The following is a 25,904-nucleotide window of genomic DNA, read 5'->3' as shown; positions in this document are numbered from 1 at the left end:
GATGCAACTGACCTTTCTCGGCACCGGCGGCGCGCAGCAAGTGCCGGTGTTCGGCTGCGACTGCCTGATCTGCCAACGGGCGCGGCGCGAGCCGGCATTTCGACGGCGAGCGTGCAGCGCCATGCTTAACTATCAGGGGGAAACGACCTTATTGGATGCGGGATTACCGGCTTTGGAGCGGCGATTTTCGGCGGGGCAAATTCAACGTTTTTTACTGACACATTACCACATGGATCACGTTCAGGGGTTATTTCCTTTGCGTTGGGGGTGCGGAAATTCTATTCCGGTGTATGGCCCGCCGGATGAACAGGGCTGCGACGATCTGTTCAAACACCCCGGCATTCTGGCGTTTCAGCCGCCGCTGGCGCCCTTTGCCACCGTCGAGCTGGGCGGCATGCGCATCACCCCGCTGCCGCTGCAACACTCCAAGCTGACCCACGGCTATCTGATCCAGGCGGCGGGCGCTGCGCTGGCCTACCTGACCGACACCGTCGGCCTGCCGCCGGCCACCGCCGACTATCTGCAAAACGTGGCGCTGGATCTGCTGGTGCTCGATTGCAGCCTGCCGCCACAGCCGCAGGCGCCGCGCAACCACAATGACCTGACCCGCGCGCAGGAGACGCAGCGGTTGCTGCAGCCCAAACGCACGCTGCTGACGCACATCAGCCATCATCTCGATCTGTGGCTGTTGGACAACGAACTGCCCGCCGGGCTGGAGCTGGCGTTCGACCACCTCAGCGTCAGCCTCGGTAGCAGTGCAGCCGATCCGACTCCAGCACCCTGACCCCTTCGCCCGGCGTAAACGCCTGCTGCAGCAGCGTTTGCGCCACGTCTTTGGCGGAAACGGCGCGCCATTTGCCGGGCAGCAGCCTGAACAGCGGCAGCGTGAGGCGCTCCATCAGGCGCGGCGCAGGGCGATCCCCCACCAACATGGAAGGCCGCACCAGCGTCAGGCGCGGCCAGTGCTGTTCGCGCAGCGCCTGCTCCATCTCGCCTTTGGTGCGGTTATACAGGAAGGTGGAATCCGCGTTGGCGCCCAGCGCGCTCACCACCAGACAGTGCTGCGCCCCCAAGCGGCGGCCGGTCAGCGCGCTCTCCACCACCAGTTGATAATCGACGTAGCGGAAGGCATCGGCGCTACCCGCCGCCCGGCGGGTGGTGCCCAGGCAGCAGAACACCAGATCGACCGGCTGCTGCAGACTACTCAGCAGTTCGAACAGCGCATCGCCGACCGGGTTGGTCAGCTTGCCGTGCGGCGGCAGCGGCGTGCGCGTCGGCGCCACGATGGCCGTTATCTGCGGATCGCTTTGCAACAGCTGCAGCAACTCGCGCCCCACCAGCCCGGTTGCGCCGACTAACAGTGCTCGCGCCATGCAATCTCCCGTTGTAATCAATACGTCGACTTAAAGTATAGACCGCGCCCAATGCAGCTTCTTGCCGAAGCCGAGGGTGTTGTCGGTCATCTTCACCTCGTGCAGATCCAGCCGCCAAACCGAGGCTTTCATCGCCCTGGCGATCGGGAAACGCTTGCAGTAACGCGCGCGCGCCGCCTCGGCTTCTTCGCCGCTCAGCAGCACCGCCTCGGCGCGATACTGCACGCCGCGGATCAGCGCGATGCTTTTCGGCTTCGGCGCGATGGTGCCGACCACCCGGCCGTTGTTCAGCATCAGCCCGCCGTGGCGGGTGTGCGGTTCGGTCATCAGCCACAGCGCCATCGCCGCGGCGTCGAACACGTAAAAACAGTTGGCGCACCACATGTCGAGACCGTCGCCGGCGCACAGCGTCAAGACGTGTTGTTTGCCGATGAAATCCGCAATCTGCTGCCGTTGTTCTGGGGTATTCAAGGTTACTCGCCTCCCTGTTCACTCACTTCATCTTACCCTGCGTTGTTGAGGCGAGTCACAAATAACGATAATCATCAAAAACCCAAAGTGAATATAAAAACATAATAAATGCATTTTTATTAATTTAAGCCCAAAGCGGATTTATAACATAAAAAATACAAGACGGATTTATTTGATCGTTATGCAACCGGTTAATCGCGCGATTTTATTTTTCCTATCCTGACGGCATGCAAAATTAGCGCACCGCCCCGGTACCGATTAGCAATTCGTTTACATGCCTGTTAGCCCGCCTGAACGCTGTTTATGCAACCCACTGCATAACAGGTGAATAGTTATTTATAAACACCGGCATTTATGTGACTTTCATCACGATTTCTAGCTCACCTTGCGTTAAAATAGCGCCATCTTTTCACTCAGCAAGGTGGATTAGAAAATGGAAAACAATAACCGCAAAATGGCGCATATCAGGCGCACAACCCATATTATGATGATGGCTCATCGCAGCTGCTTTAGCTTCGCATTCTTCAACTACAGATAACCCTCCCCCTCGCTCTTACGCCGTTAACAAGAGTGTCATTGCGTTTTCATTTATTCTCCGCACGCCGGTGATAATATCTCTTTCTCGCTAACCGGGAAGGACACGCAATTCATTTTTAATTTCGGCCAAGCGCATCCAAGCTAAATAAAATAACGAACACAGTTAATGCCTTTCGGCATCGCTGGGTTCTCGCACACCTTTATTTTCGTGAAGGCGTTAACGGCAAATGGAATTATTTGCCGGCGGACTGCCTTTGCCTGAAGAATGAGAAAAATGAAAAAATTAAAAATTGCCGCCAACACCCAAACCCTCGGCTGCTTTGAAACTGAACGCGACATCGTCGATGTGCATCACAGCGATTTTAATGACGTCTCCGCCATCGTGCTGTCGGTAGACGACGTCGCGCAAGGCATGGTGGCGCGCATCGAAGAGCACGGCCTGAACATTCCGCTGTTCGTCGCCGTGTGCTGCGAAGAAGAGCTGGATAACGCCGTACTGCCGGCGCTGCACGGCGTGTTTGAGCTGTGCGGCAAGAATACCCAGTTCTACGGCAAACAGCTGGAGGCCGCCGCCGCCAAATATGAGAGCGAGCTGCTGCCACCGTTCTTCAACACGCTGACGCAATACGTAGAAATGGGCAACGCCACCTTCGCCTGCCCCGGCCACCAGGGCGGCGAGTTCTTCCGCAAACACCCGGCGGGCCGCCAGTTCTTCGACTTCTACGGCGAAACGCTTTTCCGCTCCGACATGTGCAACGCCGACGTCAAACTGGGCGATCTGTTGATCCACGAAGGCGCGCCTTGCGCCGCCCAGCAGCACGCCGCCAAGGTATTCAACGCCGACAAGACCTACTTCGTGCTCAACGGCACCTCGGCCTCGAACAAGGTGGCGACCAACGCCCTGCTGACGCGCGGCGATCTGGTGCTGTTCGACCGCAACAACCATAAATCCAACCACCACGGCGCGTTGATCCAGGCCGGTGCCACGCCGGTGTATCTGGAGACCGCCCGCAACCCGTTCGGCTTTATCGGCGGCATCGACGCGCACTGCTTCGACGAACGCTACCTGCGCCAACAGATCCGCGAAGTGGCGCCGGAACGCGCCAACGAAGCCCGCCCGTTCCGCCTGGCGATCATCCAGCTCGGCACCTACGACGGCACCATCTACAACGCCCGCCAGGTGGTCGACAAGATTGGCCACCTGTGCGATTACATCCTGTTCGACTCCGCCTGGGTGGGCTATGAGCAGTTCATTCCGATGATGAAAGACTGCTCGCCGCTGCTGCTGGAGCTGAACGAAAACGATCCCGGCATCATCGTCACCCAGTCGGTGCACAAACAGCAGGCCGGTTTCTCGCAGACCTCGCAGATCCACAAAAAAGATAAGCACATCAAGGGCCAGAGCCGCTACTGCAACCACAAGCGCTTCAACAACGCCTTTATGCTGCACGCCTCCACCAGCCCGTTCTATCCGCTGTTCGCCGCGCTGGACGTCAATGCCAAGATGCACGAGGGCAAAAGCGGCCAGCGCCTGTGGCAGGAGTGTGTGCGCGTGGGGATCGAAGCGCGCAAAATGCTGTTGGACACCTGCACGATGATCAAACCGTTCGTGCCGGATCAGATCGACGGCAAACCGTGGCAGGCCTATGACACCGCGGCGATGGCCAACGATCTGCGCTTCTTCAACTTCGTGCCCGGCGAAAAATGGCACGCCTTTGAGGGCTATGCCGAATCGCAGTACTTCGTCGATCCGTGCAAACTGCTGCTCACCACGCCGGGCATCGATACCGCCACCGGCAGCTACAGCGAATTCGGCATCCCGGCGACCATTCTGGCCAACTACCTGCGCGAAAACGGCATCGTGCCGGAAAAATGCGATCTCAACTCGATCCTGTTCCTGCTGACGCCGGCGGAAGACATCGCCAAGATGCAGCATCTGGTGGCCCTGATCGCCCGCTTCGAGAAGCATATCGAGCAGAACTCCCTGCTCAGCGAGGTGCTGCCGGCGGTCTATAAAAACCACCAGCAGCGCTACAAAAACTACACCATCCGCCAGCTGTGCCAGGAAATGCACGACCTTTACGTCAGCTACGACGTTAAAGAGCTGCAAAAAGAGATGTTCCGCAAAAGTTATTTCCCGCGCGTGGTGATGAATCCGCAGGACGCCAATACCGAGTTCGTGCGCGGCAATGTGGAATTGGTCTCGCTGGCTAAAGCCGAGGGCCGCATCGCTGCCGAAGGCGCCCTGCCTTATCCGCCGGGCGTGCTGTGCGTCGTGCCCGGTGAAATTTGGGGCGGCGCCGCGCAGCGTTATTTCCTGGCATTGGAAGAAGGTATCAACTTATTGCCGGGATTCGCGCCGGAATTGCAGGGCGTTTATATCCAACAGGATGAGGACGGCTGGAACCGCGCTTACGGCTACGTCATGAAAAATTAATCACCTTACGGGGCGGCGATTATTTTCGCCGCCCGGATCGCATCCTAAAAGAGAAAATGATCATGAGTAAGTCCAATAATAAAATGGGGGTCGTACAATTAACGATCCTGACCGCCGTGAATATGATGGGTTCCGGCATAATTATGCTGCCGACCAAGCTGGCCGAAGTGGGCACGATTTCGATCGTTTCCTGGCTGGTGACCGCCGTCGGCTCGATGGCGCTGGCCTACGCGTTCGCCAAATGCGGCATGTTCAGCCGTAAATCCGGCGGCATGGGCGGCTACGCCGAATATGCCTTCGGCAAATCGGGCAACTTTATGGCGAACTACACCTACGGCGTTTCGCTGCTGATCGCCAACATCGCCATCGCCATTTCCGCCGTCGGCTACGGCACCGAGCTGTTTGGCGCTACGCTCAGCCCGCTCGGGATCTGTATCGCCACCATCGGCGTGCTGTGGCTTGCGACCGTCGCCAACTTCGGCGGTGCGCGCATCACCGGTAAAATCAGCGGCATCACCGTCTGGGGCGTGATCATTCCGGTGGTGGGCATCTCGGTCATCGGCTGGTACTGGTTCAGCGGCAGCGCCTACGTCGCCGCCTGGAACCCGCATCAGGTGCCGACCTTCGAAGCCATCGGCGCCTCGATCTCGATGACCTTGTGGGCATTCCTGGGGCTGGAATCCGCCTGCGCCAACACCGACGTGGTGGAAAACCCGGAGCGCAACGTGCCGATCGCCGTACTGGGCGGCACCCTCAGCGCGGCGGTGATCTATATCGTTTCGACCAACGTGATCGCCGGCATCGTGCCGAACATGGATCTGGCCAACTCCACCGCCCCGTTCGGGCTGGCATTCTCGCACATGTTCAACCCAACAGTCGGCAAGATCATCATGGCGTTGATGGTCATGTCCTGCGTCGGCTCGCTGCTCGGCTGGCAGTTCACCATCGCTCAGGTGTTCAAATCCTCCGCCGACAGCGGCTTCTTCCCGAAAATCTTCTCCAAGCTGAGCAAGGCCGACGCGCCGGTTAAAGGCATGCTGACCATCGTCGTCATCCAGAGCGGCCTATCGCTGATGACCATCAGCCCGTCGCTGAACAAGCAGTTCAACGTGCTGGTGAACCTGGCGGTGGTGACCAACATCATCCCTTACATCCTGTCGATGGCGGCGCTGGTCATTATTCAGAAAGTGGCGAAAGTGCCGGACAACAAGGCGCGCATCGCCAATATCATCGCCGGCATCGGCGCGCTGTACAGCTTCTACGCGCTCTACAGCTCCGGTGAGGAAGCGATGATGTGGGGCGCCATCGCCACCTTCCTCGGCTGGACGCTGTACGGCATCGTCTCGCCGCGCTTCGAGCTGGCGGGAAAAAAGGGGTAAAGCGGTAGGGCACCAGCGGCCGGGGATGGGATTGTGATGGCGAACATGCCATCATACGCCGACCCTGGCCACCGAAACGGCGTACGATGACCGACACTTCCCCCACTCTCTGGCACCTCTACATGCTGCGTCTACCGAGCGGCATGCTGTATACCGGCATCACCACCGACGTGGCGCGCCGCATGGCGCAGCATCAGGCCGGCAAAGGCGCCAAGGCGCTACGCGGCAAAGGGGAATTGACACTGGCGTTTCACTGCCAGGTGGGGGATCGCTCAACGGCGCTGAAGCTGGAATACCGCGTCAAACAGCTGAGCAAAATACAAAAAGAGCGGCTGGTGAATCACCCGCCGCTGTCGTTGGAGTATCTATTGCCGGTCGTTAAAAGCGATTAAACGGCGCCGAAAAAGCCACTTCGCCGCTGACGCCATTCAGGGCGTCTTCCGCCAACGGGTAGACCTGGAACGCGCTTTCCGTGTCCGGCCAGCGGCAGTGCAGGCCATAGGCGGCGGCCGGTTTAAAGCCGAAGCGGCCGTAGTAAGCAGGATCGCCCAGCACCACCACCGCGGCGTAGCTGAATTCGTTCAACGAATCCAAGCCTTCGTACACCAGCTTTTCAGCCAGCCCCTGGCGGCGCAGGCTTTCGTCTACCGCCAGCGGCGCCAGCGCCACCCATTGGCGGTCTTCGCCGGCCACGTCTACCGGGCTGAACGCGGCGTAACCCACTACCCCGCCTTCGTCGTCAGTGGCGACCACGCCCAGCGTCAGCAGGCCGTCTTCGCGCAGCTGCTGCACCAGATCGGCTTCGTCGTCGCGGCCAAAGGCGCGGCGCAGCAAGGCATCGATGCCCGCCGCGTCTACCGGGATCTCTACGCGGATCAGCATGATACCGCCACACGGGAAGCCGACGCCGTGCCCTCCTGCAACCCTGCTTCGACAAAATCCGCCAACTGCAACAGCCCCATGCGCAGCGGCGCGGGCATGCTTTCCAGCTCGATGGCGTCCATCAAATTTTTCACATACAGGCCCAATTCGGTATCCCCTTCAATCTGCAGCCGACGCTGAAAGAACAGCGTATCCGGATCTTGCTTGCGCGCCGCGATCAGGATCAGATCGTTGGCGTCGCCGCTGAAGCTGACGTCCGCCTCGGCGTGCTGGCTGACCACCAGTTTGTCGTTTTCTACCGTCATAAACCATTGTAGCGCCAGATCGCGAACTTCGATCTTCAACCAGCGCGATTCGAGAAATTCCAGATCCCCATCCGCCAACGCCTGGCGGAACTGCCAGCTCAGCACCTGTTGCAGCAGCTGGCGCTGCAGGGCGAACGGCGTGAATTTCAGCGGGATGCGCAGCAGCGACGGCCCCTGGCGCACAAGGCGTGCTCGTAGTTGTTCCAACACGGTCATCCACTCCTTTCAATACGGACTACCGCTATTTTGCCACACTGGCGCGCGGCTTCAGCGGTCTATATCAACAAATAGTGCATTTCACCGCCATGTTTATCAATACGCCATAAGCTGCCCCAAATCAAAACCTGTGTGCGCCCCTTTGCCTAAAATGGCCTCCCCGATTCGCGTTTGCCGGCGGAACACCGCCTTCGGCAACCTTTAAAGACAGCGTGCGCCCGGCCGGGCGCACGGCTAAGCCAGGATAAATCTATGGAGCTGCTTTGTCCCGCCGGCAACCTGCCGGCCCTGAAGGCCGCGGTGGATAACGGCGCCGACGCCGTTTACATCGGTCTGAAAGACGATACCAACGCGCGCCACTTCGCCGGCCTCAACTTCACCGAGAAAAAGCTGCAGGAAGCGGTCGATTACGTGCATCGCCACGGCCGCAAGCTGCATATCGCCATCAACACCTTCGCCCATCCCGACGGCTACGCGCGCTGGCAGCGCGCGGTGGATATGGCGGCCCAGCTGGGCGCCGACGCGCTGATTCTGGCGGATCTGGCGATGCTGGAATATGCCGCCCAGCGCTACCCACAGCTGGAGCGCCACGTTTCGGTGCAGGCCTCCGCCACCAACGAAGAGGCGATCCGTTTCTACCAGCGCAACTTCGACGTGGGCCGGGTGGTGCTGCCGCGCGTGCTGTCGATGCATCAGGTGAAACAGCTGGCGCGCACCAGCCCGGTGCCGCTGGAAGTGTTCGCCTTCGGCAGCCTGTGCATCATGGCCGAGGGGCGCTGCTATCTCTCTTCCTACCTGACCGGCGAGTCGCCGAACACCGTCGGCGCCTGTTCGCCGGCGCGTTTCGTGCGCTGGCAGCAAACCCCGCAGGGCATGGAGTCGCGCCTGAACGACGTGCTGATCGACCGCTACCAGGACCATGAAAACGCCGGTTACCCGACGCTGTGCAAGGGCCGCTATCTGGTGGACGACGTGCGCTACCACGCGCTGGAAGAGCCCACCAGCCTCAATACGCTGGAGCTGCTGCCGGAGCTGCTGGCTGCCAACATCGCCTCGGTGAAGATCGAAGGCCGCCAGCGCAGCCCGGCTTACGTCAGCCAGGTGGCGCGCGTCTGGCGCCAGGCGATCGACCGTTGCCAGGCCGATCCGGCCGCCTACCGCGCCGACGCCGCCTGGATGGAGACGCTGGGCGCGATGTCCGAGGGCACCCAGACCACGCTGGGCGCCTATCACCGCAAATGGCAGTAGCCGGAGGAAACATGAAATACGCACTGGGGCCGGTACTCTACTACTGGCCGAAAAACGACATCGCGGCGTTCTATCAACAGGCGGCGGAGAGCAGCGCCGACATCATTTACCTCGGCGAGAGCGTCTGCACCAAGCGGCGCGAGATGAAGGTCGGCGATTGGCTGGCGCTGGCGCGCGAAATCGCCCGCAGCGGCAAGCAGGTGGTGATCTCCACGCTGGCGCTGTTGCAGGCGCCATCCGAGCTGAATGAACTGAAACGCTATGTGGAGAACGGCGAGTTCCTGTTTGAAGCCAACGATCTGGGCGCGGTGAACATGGCGGCGGAGCGCGGTCTGCCGTTCGTCGCCGGCCATGCGCTGAACTGCTACAACGCCTATACCCTGCGCCTGCTGCGCCGCCAGGGCATGATGCGCTGGTGCATGCCGGTCGAACTTTCACGCGACTGGCTGGCCAACCTGCTGGCCCAGTGCGACGAGCTGGGGTTCCGCCACGACTTCGAGGTGGAGGTGCTGAGCTACGGCCACCTGCCGCTGGCCTATTCGGCGCGCTGCTTCACCGCCCGCTCGGAGAACCGCGGCAAGGACGAGTGCGAAACCTGCTGCATCAAGTATCCGCAGGGCCGCATGATGCGTTCGCAGGAGCAACAGCAGGTGTTCGTGCTCAACGGCATCCAGACCATGAGCGGCTACTGCTACAACCTCGGCAACGAGCTGCCGAGCATGCAGGGGCTGGTGGACATCGTGCGGCTATCGCCGCAGGGCGCCGAGACGCTGGCGCAAATCGATGCCTTCCGCGCCAACGAACGCGGCGAGCAGCCGCTGACCTTGACCGACCACGCCGACTGCAACGGCTACTGGCGCAGCGTGGCCGGGTTGGAGTTGGTGGGGTGATCCTCGCTCCCCTCCTCACGGAGGGGAGTTTTCAATCAACTCGCCCGCCGCTTCCTGAACATCCCGCGCAGCGCCACGCTGTTGCGCAAGAAGCCCACGCCGAAGCCCAGCAGGGTGTAGACCACGCCGAGCACCAGCATCATCATCACGTCGCCCCACACTTCGTTCAGCGACAGCCCCATCTGGTTGACGCCGGCGATCGCCTTGGTGCCCCAGGTGGAGGGAATGCTGTACGAGATGGCGCGCACCCAGGCCGGCATCGACTGCAACGGCCAGATGGTGCCGGACAGGTAGAAGATCGGCGTGGTGATGAACGCCAGCGTCAGGTAGATCATTTCGACGCTGCGTAGGCACTCGGTCACCAGCTTGCCCAGCCCCAGTACCGCCAGCAGGAACGGGAAGGTCAGCAGCAGCAGTTCGGCGATGTTCGCCGTCTGCCTGTAGCCCAATACCCACGGCCACAGCACGAACAGCACGATAGACAGGAACAGCCAGATCGGCAGCAGCGCCGTCAGCCCACCGAGGTGCGCCGCCAGCGGCGCCTTGCCGCCGGGCATGCTCTTCATGGCGATGTTGACGCGGATACAGGCGATCAGCAGCGAGTGCTGCAGCAGCATCACCAGCAGGCCGGGGAAGATGATCGCCGCGAAGCTGATACCGGGGTTAAACACGTCCAGCGTTTGCCCCAGTATCGGCGTCAGCAGTATCTGCGCCTGCCGTTCGCTGAAGCCGCTGCGCAGCAGCAGCCCGTTGTTGTACTCCGTCAGCAGCTGCTGGTAGGCCGCCACCACGTCCTGTTGGATCTGGCCATTGGCCAGGCGGTTGGTGGCGTCGCCGTACACCGGCACCACGATGTTCTGCCCGCTGAGGATCTTCTTCTCCAGATCCACCGGCATGATGATCACCGCAAACAGCTTGCGCCAGCCGAGATCGCGCTGCGCCTGTTCCAGGCTGTCGTAGGTTTCGATCGCTATCTTGGAGGTGGCGTCCAGCTGACGAATCAGCTTCCGGCTGGCGGTGCTGTGGTCCTGATCGACCACCCCCACCGGCAGATCCCACACCGTGCGATTGGCGTACACCATGCTCATGATGCACAGCGACAGGATCAGCATCAGCCACACCGGCCGCTCGAGCATGCCGAGCAGCACCTTAACGAAGGTTTGCCAATAGAGCTTCATCCGGCGTTCCCCTCTTTTGCCAGCCGCGCCGGCAGGCGATTACGCACCAGCAGCGCGGCCACCAGCGGGTAGACCGCCAGCAGCGCACACACGCTGAAGATGGCGCTGGCGTGCACCTGCCGCAGGAACACGTCGAACATGGCGTACAGCGCGTGGGTCAGCGGTTCGATGTTGGAAATGATGCGCGCCGGCAGCGGCATCGACAGCTCAGGCACCGCCATGCCGGAGAAGGTCATCGCGATACTGACCAAAATACCGATCAGGCTGTAGGCGGTGATGGTGCTGCCGGTAAAGGTGTACAGCAGCAGGCCGATGCTCTGCGCCGCCATCACGTAAAACAGGCCGATCATCAGCATAAACAGCGGGTTGCCGCTGACGCGGGCGTCAAAGATGCCCACCAGCGCCGCGATCTCCACCATCAGCAGGGTGGTGAAACACAGCGTGTAAGGCGCCAGCTTGCCGAGCAGCGCCAGGCTGAACGGCTTGGCCTGCAGCAGCGATTTGCTGCGCGCCAGCACGTAGATCATGCAGGTCACCACGAACAGCTGCAGCAGGTGAATGGTGGCGGCGAACTGCTGATAATAGATATAGCTGCCGCTGGCGTTGAACAGGCTGCCGTAAGAGAGCGTCACGTCCGCCAGCGGCGGCAGCGATTTGCCCATCTCGGTGGCGATGATGCTGCGGGTGCTGGCGTTGATTTCGTTCATCAGGCCGCCGAAGTCCTGAGTGGAGTACAGCCCGGCGCCGTAGAACAACGCGTTGTAGTACATCACCACGCTCGGCTGCTTGCCCGACAGCGCGTTGGCCTCAAAGTCCGGCGGGATGTACAGCAACGCGTAATCCTGCGCGCTGCGCAGGCGGTTCAGCGACTCCGGCAGCCCGCCGCCGTAGGCCTCGACGTGGGCGTGTGACCCGGCGTCCAACCGCCGCGTCAGCGACTTGGACAGCGGGCTGTGATCGCTGTCCACCACCGAGACCGGCAGATCGAGCAGCGTGCCTTCGGAGAAGTTGCTGCTGATCAGCCCAAACAGGATCAGCGGAAAGATCCAGCTCAGCCAGTGCACCACCGGGCTGCGAAAGGCGACGCGGCACTCTTTATCGAACGCGTGACTGAAGCAGCGCCAGCCGGCCCTTACTCTTTCCATTGCCATAAGGTGCTCATCCCCGGACGCAGGCCGTCCACCGGCTGTGACGGATACAGGCGCACTTCGAAGGTTTTCAGGTCGAAGTCGCCGGTGGCGCGGGTGGCGCGTTTGGTGGCGTAATCCCCCAGCGGCGCGATGTAGCGCACCTCGGTGTCGATCATTTTGTCCTTCAGCGCCGGCACCCGCAGCTTGACCTTGTCGCCTTTGCGCACGTGGGCCAGGATGTCTTCGCGCAGGTTAAACACGAAGTAGGCGTCCGGCACCCGGATCAGCGTCACCAGCGGGCTGCCGGCGTTCAGCAATTCGCCCACTTCGGCCGGGATCGGCCCCACTTCGCCGTCTACCGGCGCTTTCACCTGCAGATCGTCGCTCTGCGCCTGGATCTGCAGCAGGTTCTCTTCCGCCGCCCGCAGCGCCGCCGCGTATTGTTGCCGCAGCTCGACGCGGTCGCCGTTGATACCTTCGTCCAGGTTGGCCTTGGCCGCCTGCACCTGCTGGAAGGCGGTATCGCGCGACCGGCGCGAAGCGTCCAGCTCGGACTTCGAGATATAACCCTTGCCGGACACGCTCAGGTTGCGGTTGTAGTCGTTTTGCGCGTTGCGGTACTGCGCCTCGGCCTGCGCCAGGTTGGCTCGCAGGTTGCGGATGCTCTCTTCACGGGTGCCGTGCAGCGACTGATCGAGCTGCGCCTTGGCTTCGTCGCGCGTCGCCTGCGCGGAACGCAGCTGCGCCATCAGTTCGGGGCTGTCGAGCTGAATAATCAGCTGGCCGCTTTTCACGTCGTCGCCGCGTTCGATCAGGCGTTCAACCACCCGGCCTTTCGCTTTGGAAGCGACGATCACTTCGGGGGCGTCCACTTCACCCTGCAGTAACAGATCCTGATTATGCGCGCGGAACAGGATCGCCAATGCGATCGCCACCATCATCAGCAACAGGGTAAACAGCGTCTTTTTTTTCATTATATCGGCTCCCGGAACGGTAAGCGGCGGGCGGGGATCATCATTTCCATATCTCAAATTGCTCCAAAAAACACCATTGCTCTCATGAGGATATCACAAGCACATATCTCCTCTTTTATAACTATAAATTGGATTATGCTTTTAACACTAAAAAGCATCATTTTCGGCTTTTTGGTATGCAGACTCCTGCAATCGCCCTTTAAGCGATCCACTCTCTGATGGACGATGTCATGACTGAAAACACTGCCGTACCGCTGTCGGTACTGGATTTATCGCCAATCCCGCAAGGGGCCAAAGCGCGCGACGCTTTCCACTGTTCGCTGGATCTGGCACAGCACGCCGAACGCTGGGGCTACCGGCGCTACTGGCTGGCCGAGCACCACAACATGACCGGCATCGGCAGCGCCGCCACCTCGGTGCTGCTGGGCTATCTGGCCGCCGGCACCCAGAGCATTCGCCTCGGCTCCGGAGGCGTGATGCTGCCGAACCATGCGCCGCTGGTGATCGCCGAACAGTTCGGCACGCTGGAGTCGCTTTACCCAGGGCGCATTGACCTGGGGCTGGGCCGCGCGCCCGGCACCGATCAGCGCACCATGATGGCGTTGCGTCGCCATCTGTCCGGCGATGTGGATACCTTCCCGCGCGACGTGCAGGAGCTGCAAAACTACTTCTGCGACGCGCAGCCCGGCCAGCCGGTGCAGGCGGTGCCTGGCCAGGGGCTGCACGTGCCGCTCTGGCTGCTCGGCTCCAGCCTCTATAGCGCGCAGCTGGCGGCGCAGCTCGGCCTGCCGTTCGCCTTCGCCTCGCACTTCGCCCCGGATATGCTGTTCCAGGCGCTGCAGCTGTACCGCGAGAACTTCAAACCGTCCAAACAGCTGGCGCAGCCGCACGCCATGGTGTGCGTCAACGTGATCGCCGCTGAGAGCGATAGCGATGCGCGCTTCCTGTTCAGCTCGATGCAGCAGCAGTTCATCAATCTGCGCCGCGGTTCGCCCGGCCCGCTGCCACCGCCGGTGGATAACATCCACGCGCTGTGGACCGCCGGTGAGCAATACGGCGTCGAGCAGGCGCTGCGGATGTCGATCGTCGGCGATGAAAAAACCGTGCGTCACGGGTTGCAAACGCTGCTGCGTGAAACCGATGCCGACGAGATCATGGTCAACGGCCAGATTTTCGATCACCAGGCGCGGCTGCGTTCGTTCGAGATTGTTGCCGGAGTGCAAGGCGACATCGTGCAGGGATAAAACGCGAAAAGGCGGTGGGGAGCCCCACCGCCTCGGCGTTAACGCTGGATCAAATAGCGGATGGTCGGCCCGTCCTGCTGGATATCCAGCACCTTGTAGCCGTGGTTGCGCGCGTCGAGCGGAATGTTGTTGATCGACTGCGGGCAATCGCTGATCACCTCCAGGATTTCCCCTGGCTTCAGCTGCGGCATCGCCTCCAGCGTCGCCACCGCCGGGTACGGGCAAGGCTCGCCCAGCATGTCCAGCCGGTAGTCCGGCACTATCGTCGTCTCTTTCATGGCATGCTCCTCAAATTCACCACCTGCGCCTCAGGCCGGGCGCGGAAAAAGCGTTTCTCCCACCACAGCATGGCAGCGAAGGCCAGCGCCAGCAGCAGATAGGTCACCAGCAGGCCGCCGATCGGGCCGAAGGTATCGAGCAAGTTGATCTTGTCGTAGTCGGTCGCCAGCGCCGGCGCCAGATCGTCCCAGTAATAGGCCAGCAGCGTGGCGCCGATGATGTTGCCCAGCCCCACCCACCAGTAGTGCACCTGCCCTTCCACCGCGCGGTACATCCAGCCGGTCTCGCAACCGCCGGCCAGCACGATGCCGAAGCCGAACAGCAAGCCGCCCAGCACCGCATTCGGGCCGGCCCACATGATTTTCGGCGCCACGCCGAGCTGCACGTAGCTGAAGATGCCGATAGCGCTCACCGCCATGCCGATGATGATGGCTTTCGCCATGTGGGTGCGGCCGGTGATCCACAGATCGCGGAACGCCGAGGTGAAGCAGATCTGCGCGCGTTCGATCAGCAGACCGAAGCCGATGCCGAACAGCATGGCGATGCCGAGTTTCGGCGCATCGAACAGCGTCCACAGCGACCAGGCCACCGCCAGGCCGAAGACCGCCATGCCCAACCGGAAGCGGCGGCGCGCCTGCTCAGGTTTCTGCGTCAGCGGCGCGGCGGCCTTCACCTTTTGCAATTTGACCGGGATGCGGAACATCGGCAGCAGCGTGAATTTGGCACCGAAGTACGAACCCGCGGCGGTCGCCAGCGCGAAGAACCAGGCGTGCAGCGAGAACTGCGGAATGCCGGTGAAGAACGCCGCCAGGTTGCAACCCATCGCCAGGCGCGCGCCGAAGCCGGCGATAATGCCGCCCAGCAGCGCCTGCACGATGCGAATGCGGTGCTGCGGCTGGCGCAGCTTGATGTTGTTGGCCCACAGCGCGGCGGCGATGCAGCCGGCGAACATACCGATGATCATGCGCCCGTCGATGCGCTCCAGCGGCGTGCCCTGCAGGCCGATAACCTTGAAATAGCCCCACTGCTCGGGGTGCAGGCCGAACCACTGCAGCACATGGCCGCCCCAGCGGGTGAACTCGCCGGTCACCGCCCAGAAGGTGCCGGTCATGCCGAAGTAGTAGGTAGAAAGGATCCCGGCGGCGACCACCGCCGGCAGCGGCGCCCAAAAGCGCACCAGGTATTGAGATTTGAACTGCTGCCAACTCATGGCATCTCCCGTGCATATCATCCGTAAGAAAAAACCTTATGAATGATACGCCATTCAGGGACGTTTGACGGCAACTTTCAGGCATAAAAAAACCAGCCCGCAGGCTGGTTTTTCAGAGCGCTTCACCGCGAACGGTGAATCAGCGATTACGCGTCGCCGAAACGACGACGTGGTGCTGCCGGTGCGCCGTCATCACGGCGTGGCGCCGGTTTGCCGTCACGGTTGTAGTTACCGCCACGACGCTCGCCGCCGTTGCCGCCTTCACGACGTTCGCCGAAGGAACGACGTGGGCCGCCTTCGCGACGTTCGCCGTTGAACGGACGACCGTTACCACGACGCTCGCCACCGTTGCCACCGTCACGACGCTCGCGACGTTCGAACGGCTGTGCATCGCCCAGCAGCTGCATGTTCATCGGCTTGTTCAGAATGCGGGTGCGAGTGAAGTGATTCAGGATCTCGCCCGGCATGCCTTTTGGCAGCTCGATGGTGGAGTGGGAAGCAAACAGCTTGATGTTACCGATGTAACGGCTGCTGATGTCGCCTTCGTTAGCGATAGCGCCAACGATGTGACGGACTTCTACGCCATCGTCACGGCCCACTTCGATGCGGTACAGCTGCATTTCGCCAACGTCACGACGTTCGCGACGCGGACGGTCGCCGTCACGGCTATCGCGGCTGTCGCGACGGTCACCGCGACGATCGTCACGGTCGTTGAACTCGCGGCGCTGACGCGGCTTGAAGACCGGATCCGGTGGCAGGATCAGCGGACGTTCGCCCTGTGCCATTTTCAGCAGCGCTGCGGCCAGGGTTTCCATATCCAGCTCTTCTTCCGGCTGCAGTTTGGTCAGCAGTGCGCGGTACAGATCCAGATCGCTGCTTTCCAGCTGCTGCTGAACTTTTGCGGCGAACTTGGCCAGACGACGCTCACCCAGCAGTTCTGCGTTCGGCAGTTCCACTTCCGGGATGGTCAGCTTCATGGTGCGTTCAATGTTGCGCAGCAGGCGGCGTTCGCGGTTTTCCACGAACAGCAGCGCGCGGCCGGCGCGGCCCGCACGACCGGTACGGCCGATACGGTGAACGTAAGACTCGGAGTCCATCGGGATGTCATAGTTGACAACCAGGCTGATGCGCTCAACGTCCAGGCCACGTGCCGCAACGTCGGTCGCGATCAGGATATCCAGACGACCGTCTTTCAGACGCTCCAGGGTCTGCTCACGCAGCGCCTGGTTCATGTCGCCGTTCAGCGCGGCGCTGCTGTAACCGCTGCGCTCCAGCGCTTCGGCCACTTCCAGGGTCGCGTTCTTGGTACGGACGAAGATGATCGCCGCGTCAAAATCTTCAGCTTCCAGGAAACGCACCAGCGCTTCGTTTTTACGCATGCCGTAGACCGACCAGTAGCTCTGGCTGATGTCCGGACGGGTGGTCACGCTGGACTGGATGCGCACTTCCTGCGGCTCTTTCATGAAGCGGCGGGTGATGCGACGGATCGCTTCCGGCATGGTGGCGGAGAACAGCGCGGTCTGATGTTCAGCCGGGATCTCAGCCATGATGGTTTCTACGTCTTCGATAAAGCCCATGCGCAGCATTTCGTCGGCTTCATCCAGCACCAGACCGCTCAGGTTAGAGAGGTTCAGGGTGCCGCGCTTCAGGTGGTCCAGCAGGCGGCCTGGGGTACCCACAACGATTTGCGGGCCCTGGCGCAGAGCGCGCAGCTGCACGTCGTAACGCTGGCCGCCGTACAGGGCTACCACGTTGACGCCGTTCATGTGTTTGGAGAAATCGGTCATCGCTTCGGCAACCTGAACCGCCAGTTCGCGGGTCGGTGCCAGCACCAGGATCTGAGGTGCTTTCAGGTCTGCCTGCAGGTTGTGCAGCAGCGGCAGCGAGAACGCTGCAGTTTTACCACTACCGGTCTGTGCCATGCCCAGCACGTCGCGGCCGTTCAACAGGTGAGGAATACACTCAGCCTGGATCGGAGATGGTTTTTCATAGCCCAGATCGTTCAGGGCGGAAATGATTGGAGCAGACAGCCCCAGATCAGCAAAAGAGGTTTCAAACTCAGTCGTCATGTACACGTGCCTCATTAATAATGGCAGCCAGTCTACATAACTCGTCGAGAAAATTTTCAGTCATTTTCATTGAAAAGTGTGAACCGGCTCAAATTAGATTATAAAACGAACAAAAAAGCCCTCGCCCGTGAAGGCGATAACTTTGGTTAAAAACCAATGTCCATCAGGCTGATAGGTGTTCGTCAGCTATTGCTGGTCCGATTCCGATAGGTCGTCTTGCTCTTGGCCCAAAAGCGCCAATTCCAACAATGCATAGCGGTGCTCAACGAAGTTGTGAACGTTGTTAGACACCGTCAGTTTGAACAGCGCCGAAGCGGTGTCCTTGTCCCCCAGACTCAGGTAGTGTTTACCCAAATAGAAGTCAGTTTCACTGAGATGCTCAGCGAGCGAAGTGTTATCCGTTGCATCTGCCTTGAGGCGTTCCATCAGCGTTTTTTCGCTGATCTTGCCCAGGTAGAATTCGACAATATTCCATCCCCATTGCCCTCTGTCCGCTTTGTCATAGCGCTGCTGAAGCGCTACCTCGGCCTTCTTGGGATCGATTTCTCGCTCCACCAGATACAGCCATAACGAACGGAAGGGATCGTTTGGGTCGTCTTGATAAAACGCCTGCAGATCATCCTGCGCCAACGGGAAGCGGCCGCCATAATACAGTGCGATGCCCCGGTTTAAACGCGCGTAATTGTAAGTTGGATCAAGCTCTAGTACAGAATCAAACGCTTCATAGGCAGCATCAAAATTGCCTGCCTGCGTTAAGTAAATGCCCAGGTAGTTGAAAACTTCCGGCATGTCGGGACGTATCGCCAGCGCCTGCGAGAAATCATTGCGCGCTAATGCACGTAACCCGAGGCTATCATACAGCACACCGCGCTCATATAAAAGCTGTGCGCGTTCGTCGTCCGTCAGTGCCCGGCTGGCAAGAATTTGTTCCATGCGCGCCAGGATCACTTCCTGCTGCAACGTTGGCTGCAACGGGATTGCCAAAACTTCGTCTTTACGCCAATCATGGTTGCTGCATCCTGCCAGCATGAGTGCTGTCGCAACGTAACACCAGCGCAAGAAAGGCTTCATTTCCCACTCCCGAAGACAAACATTGGATGAACGTCCTGTCCTCCGTTTGCTAATACGCGGGCATCCTACCCGCGCGATACGAACAGCTCCCAACCCCATGGCGGGGAGCTGTAAAACTATCTATACAGTTATTCTGCTTCAGGCGCAGGTGAACCCGCTTCCGGCGCCATCGCTTCTTTGATGCTCAGACGCACGCGGCCCTGACGGTCAACTTCCAGCACCTTAACCGGTACTTCCTGACCCATCTGCAGATAGTCGGTCACTTTCTCGACGCGCTTGTCGGCGATCTGAGAAATGTGTACCAGACCTTCTTTACCACCGCCGATGGCGACGAACGCGCCGAAATCAACGATACGGGTCACTTTACCCTGATAGATACGGCCCACTTCGATCTCTGCCGTGATCTCTTCGATACGACGGATAGCGAATTTCGCCTTCTCACCGTCGGTCGCAGCGATTTTAACTGTACCATCATCTTCGATTTCGATGGTAGTGCCAGTCTCTTCGGTCAGTGCGCGGATAACGGAACCGCCCTTACCGATCACGTCTTTGATTTTATCCGGGTTGATGCGGATAGTATGAATACGCGGTGCGAATTCGGAGATATCGCCGCGCGGGGTGCTGATAGCCTGTTCCATCACGCCCAGGATGTGCAGACGCGCGCCCTTGGCCTGGTTCAGAGCCACCTGCATGATTTCGCGGGTGATGCCTTCGATTTTGATGTCCATCTGCAGCGCGGTGATACCGTCGCGGCTACCGGCCACTTTGAAGTCCATGTCGCCGAGGTGATCTTCGTCACCCAGAATGTCGGACAGAACCACAAAGTTATCGGCTTCTTTCACCAGGCCCATCGCGATACCCGCAACGGCAGCCTTGATTGGCACGCCAGCGTCCATCAGCGCCAGAGACGCACCGCACACGGAAGCCATGGAAGAAGAACCGTTGGATTCGGTGATTTCAGACACCACGCGAACGGTGTACGGGAAATCTTCCGGTTTAGGCATCATAGCCAATACGCCGCGTTTCGCCAGGCGACCGTGACCGATTTCACGACGCTTAGGTGAACCGACCATGCCGGTTTCGCCCACGGAGTACGGAGGGAAGTTGTAGTGGAACAGGAAGCTGTCGGTCTTTTCGCCCATCAGCTCGTCCAGGTTCTGTGCGTCGCGCGCGGTGCCCAGGGTCGCGGTAACCAGCGCCTGAGTTTCACCACGGGTGAACAGCGCGGAACCGTGGGTGCGCGGCAGTACGCCGGTACGCACGTCCAGGCCACGGATCATGTCTTTTTCACGGCCGTCGATACGCGGCTCGCCACGCAGTACGCGGCTGCGCACCACGTTTTTCTCGACGTTGCCCAGGATGTCTTGAATTTCAGAGGCATCCAGAGTCTCGTCCTGCGCCAGCAGGGTTTCAACGACGCTGTCTTTGATCGCGTCAACCTGAGCGTAGCGCTCTTGTTTTTCGGTGATGTGGTAAGCGTCGCCCAGGCGAGCTTCGGCCAGTTCAGCCACGCGCGCGTGCAGCGCTTCGTTGACCGCAGGCGCCTGCCAATCCCACTTCGGCTTGCCGGCTTCGGCAACCAACGCGTTGATGTTTTCGATAACCACTTGCTGCTGGTCGTGGCCGAACACCACGGCGCCCAGCATCTGGTCTTCGCTCAGCACGTCCGCTTCGGATTCAACCATCAGCACCGCACCCGCAGTACCGGCAACCACCAGATCCAGACGGCTTTCTTTCAGTTCGTCAGTCGTTGGGTTCAGTACGTACTGGTCGTTGATGTAACCCACGCGCGCTGCACCGATTGGGCCGTTGAACGGAATACCGGACAGGCTCAGGGCCGCGGAAGCACCGATCATCGCAACGATGTCCGGGTTCACCTGCGGGTTAACGGAAACCACGGTCGCGATCACCTGAACTTCGTTCAGGAAGCTGTCCGGGAACAGTGGGCGGATCGGACGGTCAATCAGACGGGAAGTCAGCGTCTCGCCTTCGCTCGGACGGCCTTCGCGACGGAAGAAGCTGCCCGGGATACGGCCGGCGGCGTAGGTACGCTCTTGGTAGTTAACGGTCAGCGGGAAGAAGCTCTGGCCCGGTTTGGCTTTTTTCTGGCCAACGACGGTAACGAAGACGGCGGTGTCATCCATGCTCACCATAACGGCGGCAGTGGCCTGACGAGCCATCATACCGGTTTCGATGGTGACGGTATGCTGGCCATACTGGAATTTGCGAATGATCGGTGTCAGCAAAATTATATCCTTGATTAGCGGCGCGCAATCGCATTGACGACTCGACACGCCTGTGACTCGATTTGCCTTCTCACTACATCCTCGCGACTAATGACAATCCTTATCTCAGACGGGAGATAAAGCCTCTCATTAGCCGCGCGAACCTCTGTAACGGAAGAACCTGTTTGGAAACATCAGTAATACATTAACCTGATTTGCTTATGCTTCCTAGAAGAAAGGGGCCAAAATAGGCCCCTTTCCACTGAAACTTGCTAGATTAGCGACGCAGACCCAGACGCTCGATCAGGCTGGTGTAACGTGCTACATCTTTACGCTTCAGGTAGTCCAGCAGCTTACGACGCTGAGAAACCATACGCAGCAGACCACGACGGCTGTGGTGATCTTTTTTGTGCTCGGAGAAGTGGCCTTGCAGATGGTTGATCTGCGCAGTCAGCAGGGCAACCTGAACTTCGGTAGAACCGCTGTCGTTAGTACCACGACCGAAATCAGCTACGATTTGAGCTTTAGCTTCAACACTTAGAGACATTGTAATACTCCAGATTATAGATAATAAAAACAGGCGCCGATCTCTAATTCAGCAACCCAATGCATAAGCTGCGCCATTCTACTCTTAGCGCAGTGCGATCGCAAGGCGACGCAGTGCCCCGCCGTCAGTCGAAATGCTCGACCACCAGGCGGCGCGGCGCCACACGACCGTCCTCGGCGATGTCACCAACGCCGATGAATTTTCGCTCTTCACCCTCGGTGATACGCACCAGGCCGGAAGCCGGCGCGCCGGCCACTTGCACCGGTTGCCCCTGTTTGACGTAGCCCGCCACCACCGGCAGCAAATTCACTTCCGGATAGTTCTCAACCGGGCTGTCCATCGGCATCAGCAGCGGATCGAGCAGTTCGCCGGGTGCGATGTCTTGTTCCTGCGCCTGTGCCAGCAAAGCGTTCAGCTGTTCCAGCGTCACCATGCGCGCGATCGGATAAGTCGCCACCTGCAGGCGGCGCAGATAGATCACGTGCGCGCCGCAGCCCAGCAGCTCGCCGAGATCGTCGGTGATGGTGCGGATGTAGGTACCTTTCGAGCAGTGGATCTCCAACTCCAACTCATCCCCTTCCCAGCGGATAAACTGCAGCTCGTACACCGTGATGCTGCGCGCTTCGCGCGGCACTTCAATCCCCTGGCGCGCATACTCGTAGAGTTTCTTGCCTTGGTATTTCAGCGCCGAATACATCGACGGCACCTGCTGGATATCGCCGCGGAAGGTGTCCAGCGCCGCGTCGAGCTGCGCCTGGGTAAAATTCACCGGGCGCACCTGCACGATCTGGCCGTCGGCGTCGGAGGTATCGGTGCGCTGCCCCAGCTTGGCAATCACCCGATAACGCTTGTCGGAATCGAGCAGGTATTGCGAAAACTTGGTCGCTTCGCCCAGGCAGATAGGCAGCATGCCGGTCGCCAACGGATCGAGCGCGCCGGTATGGCCCGCCCGGTTCGCGTTGTACAGGCGTTTTACTTTTTGCAGCGCATCGTTGGATGACAAGCCTTGCGGCTTGTCCAGCAACAGCACGCCGTGGATATCACGGCCGCGGCGACGAGGGCGACTCATTAATCCTCCTTGTCATCGCCTGAGGCGGAACGGCGCTCGGCGTCGTTCTTCACCACGTTGGTCACCAGGTTGGACATGCGCATGCCTTCCACCAGGGAGTTGTCGTAGGCGAAGGTCAACTCCGGCACCACGCGCAGGCGCATCGCTTTGCCCAGCAGGGTGCGGATGTAGCCGGAAGCGTCCTGCAACGCTTTAATGCCGTTGGTGACCAGATCCGGATCGTGGTTCTCGGTCAGCACGTTCAGGAAGGTGACGTAAACCTTGGCATACGCCAGGTCTCGGGACACTTCCACGCCGGAAACGGTCGCCATGCCGACGCGCGGATCTTTCACTTCACGCTGCAGAATGATCGCAATCTCTTTCTGCATCTCTTGCGCCACGCGTTGACCGCGGCTGAATTCTTTTGCCATTTTGGATTCTCCAGACAAATCGGGGGGCACAAAGGCCCCCCGTAAACAGATATAAGCAGATGTGCAATCGTTAAGCGATGGTGCGTTGGATCTCAATGATTTCGAACACTTCGATCATGTCGCCGACGCGCACGTCGTTATAGTTCTTAACGCCGATACCACATTCCATGCCGTTACGGACTTCGTTAACGTCATCTTTGAAGCGGCGCAGGGATTCCAGCTCGCCTTCATAGATAACCACGTTGTCGCGCAGTACGCGGATTGGGTTGTGACGCTTGATGGTCCCTTCGGTAACCATACAGCCGGCGATAGCGCCGAACTTAGGCGATTTGAACACGTCGCGCACTTCGGCCAGGCCGATGATCTGCTGCTTGTATTCCGGCGCCAGCATACCGCTCATCGCCTGCTTCACTTCGTCGATCAGGTTATAGATCACGGAGTAGTAACGCAGATCCAGGCTTTCCGCTTCGATTACGCGGCGCGCAGAAGCGTCGGCACGCACGTTGAAGCCCAGGATGATGGCGTTGGAAGCCGCAGCCAGCGTCGCGTCGGTTTCGGTGATACCACCTACGCCGGAGCCGACAATCTTCACCTTCACTTCGTCGGTGGAGAGTTTCAGCAGCGAGTCGCTGATCGCTTCGCAAGAACCCTGTACGTCGGACTTCAGTACAATGTTCAGCTCGGACACTTCGCCGTCGGTCATATTGGCGAACATGTTTTCCAGCTTGGACTTCTGCTGACGCGCCAGTTTGACTTCGCGGAACTTGCCCTGACGGTACAGCGCCACTTCACGCGCTTTCTTCTCGTCACGCACCACGGTCGCTTCATCACCCGCTGCAGGCACGCTGGACAGACCCAGGATTTCCACAGGGATAGACGGACCGGCAGAGGTCACTTCACGGCCCAGCTCGTCACGCATCGCACGCACACGGCCGTATTCGAAGCCGCACAGGACGATGTCGCCCTTGTTCAGCGTACCTTCCTGAACCAGCACGGTAGCCACAGGGCCACGGCCTTTATCCAGGAAGGACTCGATCACCACGCCGCTCGCCATGCCGCTGCGAACCGCTTTCAGCTCCAGCACTTCGGCCTGCAGCAGGATAGCCTGCAGCAGCTCGTCAATACCGGTACCGGCTTTCGCGGACACGTGGACGAACTGCGCTTCGCCGCCCCACTCTTCCGGCATAACGCCGTACTGAGACAGTTCCTGCTTAACGCGGTCCGGATCGGCTTCCGGCTTGTCGATTTTGTTCACCGCAACCACCAACGGCACCTGCGCCGCTTTCGCGTGCTGGATAGCTTCGATGGTCTGTGGCATCACGCCGTCGTCGGCCGCCACTACCAGAACCACGATGTCAGTCGCCTGAGCACCGCGAGCACGCATCGAGGTAAACGCGGCGTGGCCCGGGGTATCCAGGAAGGTGATCATGCCGTTCTCGGTTTCTACGTGGTAGGCACCGATGTGCTGGGTGATGCCGCCGGCTTCGCCCGCCGCCACTTTGGTGGAGCGGATGTAGTCCAGCAGAGAGGTTTTACCGTGGTCAACGTGGCCCATGATGGTCACGACCGGCGCGCGCGGCTCGGCCGCAGCGCCCGTATCACGGTCGCTCATCAGCGCTTCTTCCAGCTCGTTTTCACGACGCAGGATAACTTTGTGGCCCATCTCTTCGGCAACCAGCTGTGCGGTTTCCTGGTCGATAACCTGGTTGATGGTGGCCATGGCGCCCAGCTTCATCATCACTTTGATGACCTGAGAACCTTTTACCGCCATCTTGTTGGCCAGCTCGGCCACGGTGATGGTTTCGCCGATCACCACGTCACGGTTAACCACCTGCGCCGGCTTGTTGAAGCCCTGCTGCAGAGCGCTAGGCTTGCGTTTGCCTTTACCGCCACGGGTAACGGCACGCGCTTCTTCGCGGTCCGCTTTGGACTCGGACAGCTTGTTGCCTTTCTTCTGCTTGGTGGCTTTGCCGCCGCGGGTGCGGCTGCGACGATCGCCTTCAACTTTGGCGTCGTTCTCGTCTTCTGCGGCACGGGCGTGCTGAGAGGTGGTCACGTGATAGTCGGCGCTTTCAACCGCGGCGCTTGCCGCGTCTGCCTGGGCCCACTTCTCGCCGTTCTCTTCGGCCATGCGACGGGCTTCTTCCGCCACGCGCTTGGCTTCCTCTTCAACCTTGCGGCGCACTTCCTCTTCCGCTTTGCGTTTCAGTTCAGCGGCTTCGGCTTCACGGCGTGCTTTTTCCGCCTGAGCTGGCTTGGTCATTTCGTCGGTATGTTGATTGGTCACTTTTTCTTTTTCCGCTGAATTACGCTTAGCAATCTCCGCGGCCTCACGTTTGGCTTGCTCTTCGGCAGCGCGCTTCGCTTCCGCTTCGCGTTTTGCGAGCTCTTCCGCTTCGCGCCGTGCCTGCTCTTCCGCTTCACGCTGTGCCTGCTCTGCCGCTTCAGCCAACTGGGCTTCCTGCGTATCGCGATTTACATAAGTGCGTTTCTTGCGGACCTCAATTTGCACCGATTTACTTTTACCGCCGGTGCTCGGGATATTCAAGGTGCTGCGCGTTTTGCGCTGCAAAGTGAGTTTACCCGGCGCGCTGCCGTGTTCACGGTTCAGGTGCGCCAGCAATGTTTCTTTTTCTTGCTGGGTAACAGAGTCCGACTCGGACTTGTTGATCCCTGCATCAGCAAACTGCTGTACCAGGCGATCAACCGGAGTCTGAATCTCTGCTGCCAGCGATTTTACGGTTACATCTGTCGTCATGC

General features: G+C 60.0%; 25 protein-coding genes. 8 read left to right on the top strand and 17 right to left on the bottom strand.

Features of this window, described 5'->3' with window-relative positions; all coding sequences use genetic code 11:
• Window position 1 precedes the first annotated feature (1 nt).
• A complete protein-coding gene (gene phnP, locus V8N38_RS02070) occupies window positions 2-784 on the top strand; it encodes a phosphonate metabolism protein PhnP (RefSeq protein ID WP_033641671.1) in 783 nt (260 codons plus the stop codon).
• Here phnP and V8N38_RS02065 read toward each other — a convergent pair.
• Window positions 741-1,373, bottom strand: coding sequence for an NAD(P)H-binding protein (locus tag V8N38_RS02065; RefSeq protein ID WP_033652768.1), 633 nt, complete (start codon window positions 1,371-1,373; stop codon window positions 741-743). The two genes, phnP and V8N38_RS02065, sit on opposite strands and share 44 nt — an antisense overlap.
• Window positions 1,374-1,403: 30 nt before the next feature.
• Window positions 1,404-1,844 (bottom strand): YhbP family protein, encoded by a 441-nt coding sequence (locus V8N38_RS02060; protein WP_033648653.1) that lies wholly within the window; start codon window positions 1,842-1,844, stop codon window positions 1,404-1,406.
• A gap of 433 nt (window positions 1,845-2,277) precedes the next feature.
• Between V8N38_RS02060 and speFL the strand changes: the two genes are divergently transcribed.
• From speFL to V8N38_RS02040, 4 genes are all read left to right on the top strand, one after another.
• Window positions 2,278-2,382, top strand: a complete 105-nt coding sequence (gene speFL, locus V8N38_RS02055) for a leader peptide SpeFL (RefSeq protein ID WP_004933443.1) — start codon at window positions 2,278-2,280, stop codon at window positions 2,380-2,382.
• Window positions 2,383-2,655: 273 nt separating this feature from the next.
• Window positions 2,656-4,818 (top strand): ornithine decarboxylase SpeF, encoded by a 2,163-nt coding sequence (gene speF / locus V8N38_RS02050; protein ID WP_147839673.1) that lies wholly within the window; start codon window positions 2,656-2,658, stop codon window positions 4,816-4,818.
• A gap of 62 nt (window positions 4,819-4,880) precedes the next feature.
• Window positions 4,881-6,197 (top strand): putrescine-ornithine antiporter, encoded by a 1,317-nt coding sequence (gene potE / locus V8N38_RS02045; RefSeq protein WP_028127578.1) that lies wholly within the window; start codon window positions 4,881-4,883, stop codon window positions 6,195-6,197.
• Window positions 6,198-6,283: 86 nt separating this feature from the next.
• A complete protein-coding gene (locus V8N38_RS02040; RefSeq protein WP_145958049.1) occupies window positions 6,284-6,589 on the top strand; it encodes a GIY-YIG nuclease family protein in 306 nt (101 codons plus the stop codon).
• Here the strand turns inward: V8N38_RS02040 and V8N38_RS02035 are convergent.
• Window positions 6,576-7,079 carry a GNAT family N-acetyltransferase gene (locus V8N38_RS02035; protein WP_048321240.1) on the bottom strand — a complete coding sequence of 168 codons (504 nt, stop codon included), beginning with the start codon at window positions 7,077-7,079 and terminating at the stop codon, window positions 6,576-6,578. The genes V8N38_RS02040 and V8N38_RS02035 overlap by 14 nt on opposite strands.
• Window positions 7,073-7,594 carry a ubiquinone anaerobic biosynthesis accessory factor UbiT gene (ubiT, locus tag V8N38_RS02030; RefSeq protein ID WP_039567957.1) on the bottom strand — a complete coding sequence of 174 codons (522 nt, stop codon included), beginning with the start codon at window positions 7,592-7,594 and terminating at the stop codon, window positions 7,073-7,075. The genes V8N38_RS02035 and ubiT overlap by 7 nt, the downstream gene beginning before the upstream one ends.
• 258 nt (window positions 7,595-7,852) lie before the next feature.
• Between ubiT and ubiU the strand changes: the two genes are divergently transcribed.
• Entirely contained in the window at window positions 7,853-8,848 is a 996-nt protein-coding gene (gene ubiU, locus V8N38_RS02025) for a ubiquinone anaerobic biosynthesis protein UbiU (RefSeq protein ID WP_048321239.1), read from the top strand.
• A gap of 11 nt (window positions 8,849-8,859) precedes the next feature.
• Window positions 8,860-9,738 carry a U32 family peptidase gene (locus tag V8N38_RS02020; RefSeq protein ID WP_147839672.1) on the top strand — a complete coding sequence of 293 codons (879 nt, stop codon included), beginning with the start codon at window positions 8,860-8,862 and terminating at the stop codon, window positions 9,736-9,738.
• A gap of 35 nt (window positions 9,739-9,773) precedes the next feature.
• Here V8N38_RS02020 and V8N38_RS02015 read toward each other — a convergent pair whose 3' ends face one another.
• The 3 genes from V8N38_RS02015 to V8N38_RS02005 are packed head-to-tail and all read right to left on the bottom strand — an operon-like array spanning window position 9,774 to window position 13,020.
• Window positions 9,774-10,916, bottom strand: coding sequence for an ABC transporter permease (locus V8N38_RS02015; protein ID WP_060421950.1), 1,143 nt, complete (start codon window positions 10,914-10,916; stop codon window positions 9,774-9,776).
• Window positions 10,913-12,067: an ABC transporter permease gene (locus V8N38_RS02010; protein ID WP_087763015.1), complete on the bottom strand. Its 1,155-nt coding sequence runs from the start codon at window positions 12,065-12,067 to the stop codon at window positions 10,913-10,915. Before V8N38_RS02010 ends, V8N38_RS02015 begins: the two co-directional genes overlap by 4 nt.
• Window positions 12,049-13,020: an HlyD family secretion protein gene (locus V8N38_RS02005; protein ID WP_060440881.1), complete on the bottom strand. Its 972-nt coding sequence runs from the start codon at window positions 13,018-13,020 to the stop codon at window positions 12,049-12,051. Before V8N38_RS02005 ends, V8N38_RS02010 begins: the two co-directional genes overlap by 19 nt.
• Window positions 13,021-13,250: 230 nt before the next feature.
• On the opposite strand from V8N38_RS02005, the gene V8N38_RS02000 reads away from it, so the two are divergent.
• Complete coding sequence (locus tag V8N38_RS02000; RefSeq protein ID WP_187181543.1) at window positions 13,251-14,264, top strand: luciferase-like monooxygenase; 1,014 nt, start codon at window positions 13,251-13,253, stop codon at window positions 14,262-14,264.
• Between the two features lie 38 nt (window positions 14,265-14,302).
• Here the strand turns inward: V8N38_RS02000 and yedF are convergent, their stop codons facing one another.
• The 10 genes from yedF to infB form a co-directional block, all read right to left on the bottom strand.
• Entirely contained in the window at window positions 14,303-14,542 is a 240-nt protein-coding gene (gene yedF / locus V8N38_RS01995; protein WP_004933486.1) for a sulfurtransferase-like selenium metabolism protein YedF, read from the bottom strand.
• Window positions 14,539-15,753: a selenium metabolism membrane protein YedE/FdhT gene (gene yedE, locus V8N38_RS01990; protein ID WP_126179787.1), complete on the bottom strand. Its 1,215-nt coding sequence runs from the start codon at window positions 15,751-15,753 to the stop codon at window positions 14,539-14,541. The genes yedF and yedE overlap by 4 nt, the downstream gene beginning before the upstream one ends.
• 146 nt (window positions 15,754-15,899) lie before the next feature.
• Complete coding sequence (locus V8N38_RS01985) at window positions 15,900-17,822, bottom strand: DEAD/DEAH family ATP-dependent RNA helicase (RefSeq protein ID WP_033641661.1); 1,923 nt, start codon at window positions 17,820-17,822, stop codon at window positions 15,900-15,902.
• Window positions 17,812-17,886, bottom strand: a complete 75-nt coding sequence (yrbN, locus tag V8N38_RS26070) for a protein YrbN (RefSeq protein WP_223182019.1) — start codon at window positions 17,884-17,886, stop codon at window positions 17,812-17,814. The genes V8N38_RS01985 and yrbN overlap by 11 nt, the downstream gene beginning before the upstream one ends.
• A gap of 122 nt (window positions 17,887-18,008) precedes the next feature.
• Window positions 18,009-18,893, bottom strand: a complete 885-nt coding sequence (nlpI, locus tag V8N38_RS01980) for a lipoprotein NlpI (protein WP_004933495.1) — start codon at window positions 18,891-18,893, stop codon at window positions 18,009-18,011.
• A 128-nt stretch (window positions 18,894-19,021) separates the two neighbouring features.
• Entirely contained in the window at window positions 19,022-21,139 is a 2,118-nt protein-coding gene (gene pnp, locus V8N38_RS01975; protein ID WP_047729246.1) for a polyribonucleotide nucleotidyltransferase, read from the bottom strand.
• 256 nt (window positions 21,140-21,395) lie between these two features.
• The gene (gene rpsO, locus V8N38_RS01970) at window positions 21,396-21,665 is read right to left on the bottom strand and encodes a 30S ribosomal protein S15 (protein ID WP_004933502.1); all 270 of its coding nucleotides are present in this window, start codon (window positions 21,663-21,665) and stop codon (window positions 21,396-21,398) included.
• Window positions 21,666-21,789: 124 nt separating this feature from the next.
• Window positions 21,790-22,734 carry a tRNA pseudouridine(55) synthase TruB gene (truB, locus tag V8N38_RS01965; RefSeq protein WP_147839671.1) on the bottom strand — a complete coding sequence of 315 codons (945 nt, stop codon included), beginning with the start codon at window positions 22,732-22,734 and terminating at the stop codon, window positions 21,790-21,792.
• Entirely contained in the window at window positions 22,734-23,144 is a 411-nt protein-coding gene (rbfA, locus tag V8N38_RS01960) for a 30S ribosome-binding factor RbfA (protein ID WP_004933508.1), read from the bottom strand. The genes truB and rbfA overlap by 1 nt, the downstream gene beginning before the upstream one ends.
• A gap of 70 nt (window positions 23,145-23,214) precedes the next feature.
• Complete coding sequence (infB, locus tag V8N38_RS01955; RefSeq protein WP_004933511.1) at window positions 23,215-25,902, bottom strand: translation initiation factor IF-2; 2,688 nt, start codon at window positions 25,900-25,902, stop codon at window positions 23,215-23,217.
• Window positions 25,903-25,904: the final 2 nt, after the last annotated feature.

The organism is Serratia nevei (assembly GCF_037948395.1).
Classification (GTDB): Bacteria; Pseudomonadota; Gammaproteobacteria; order Enterobacterales; family Enterobacteriaceae; genus Serratia; species Serratia nevei.
This window is presented reverse-complemented; position numbering and strand designations above follow the sequence as displayed.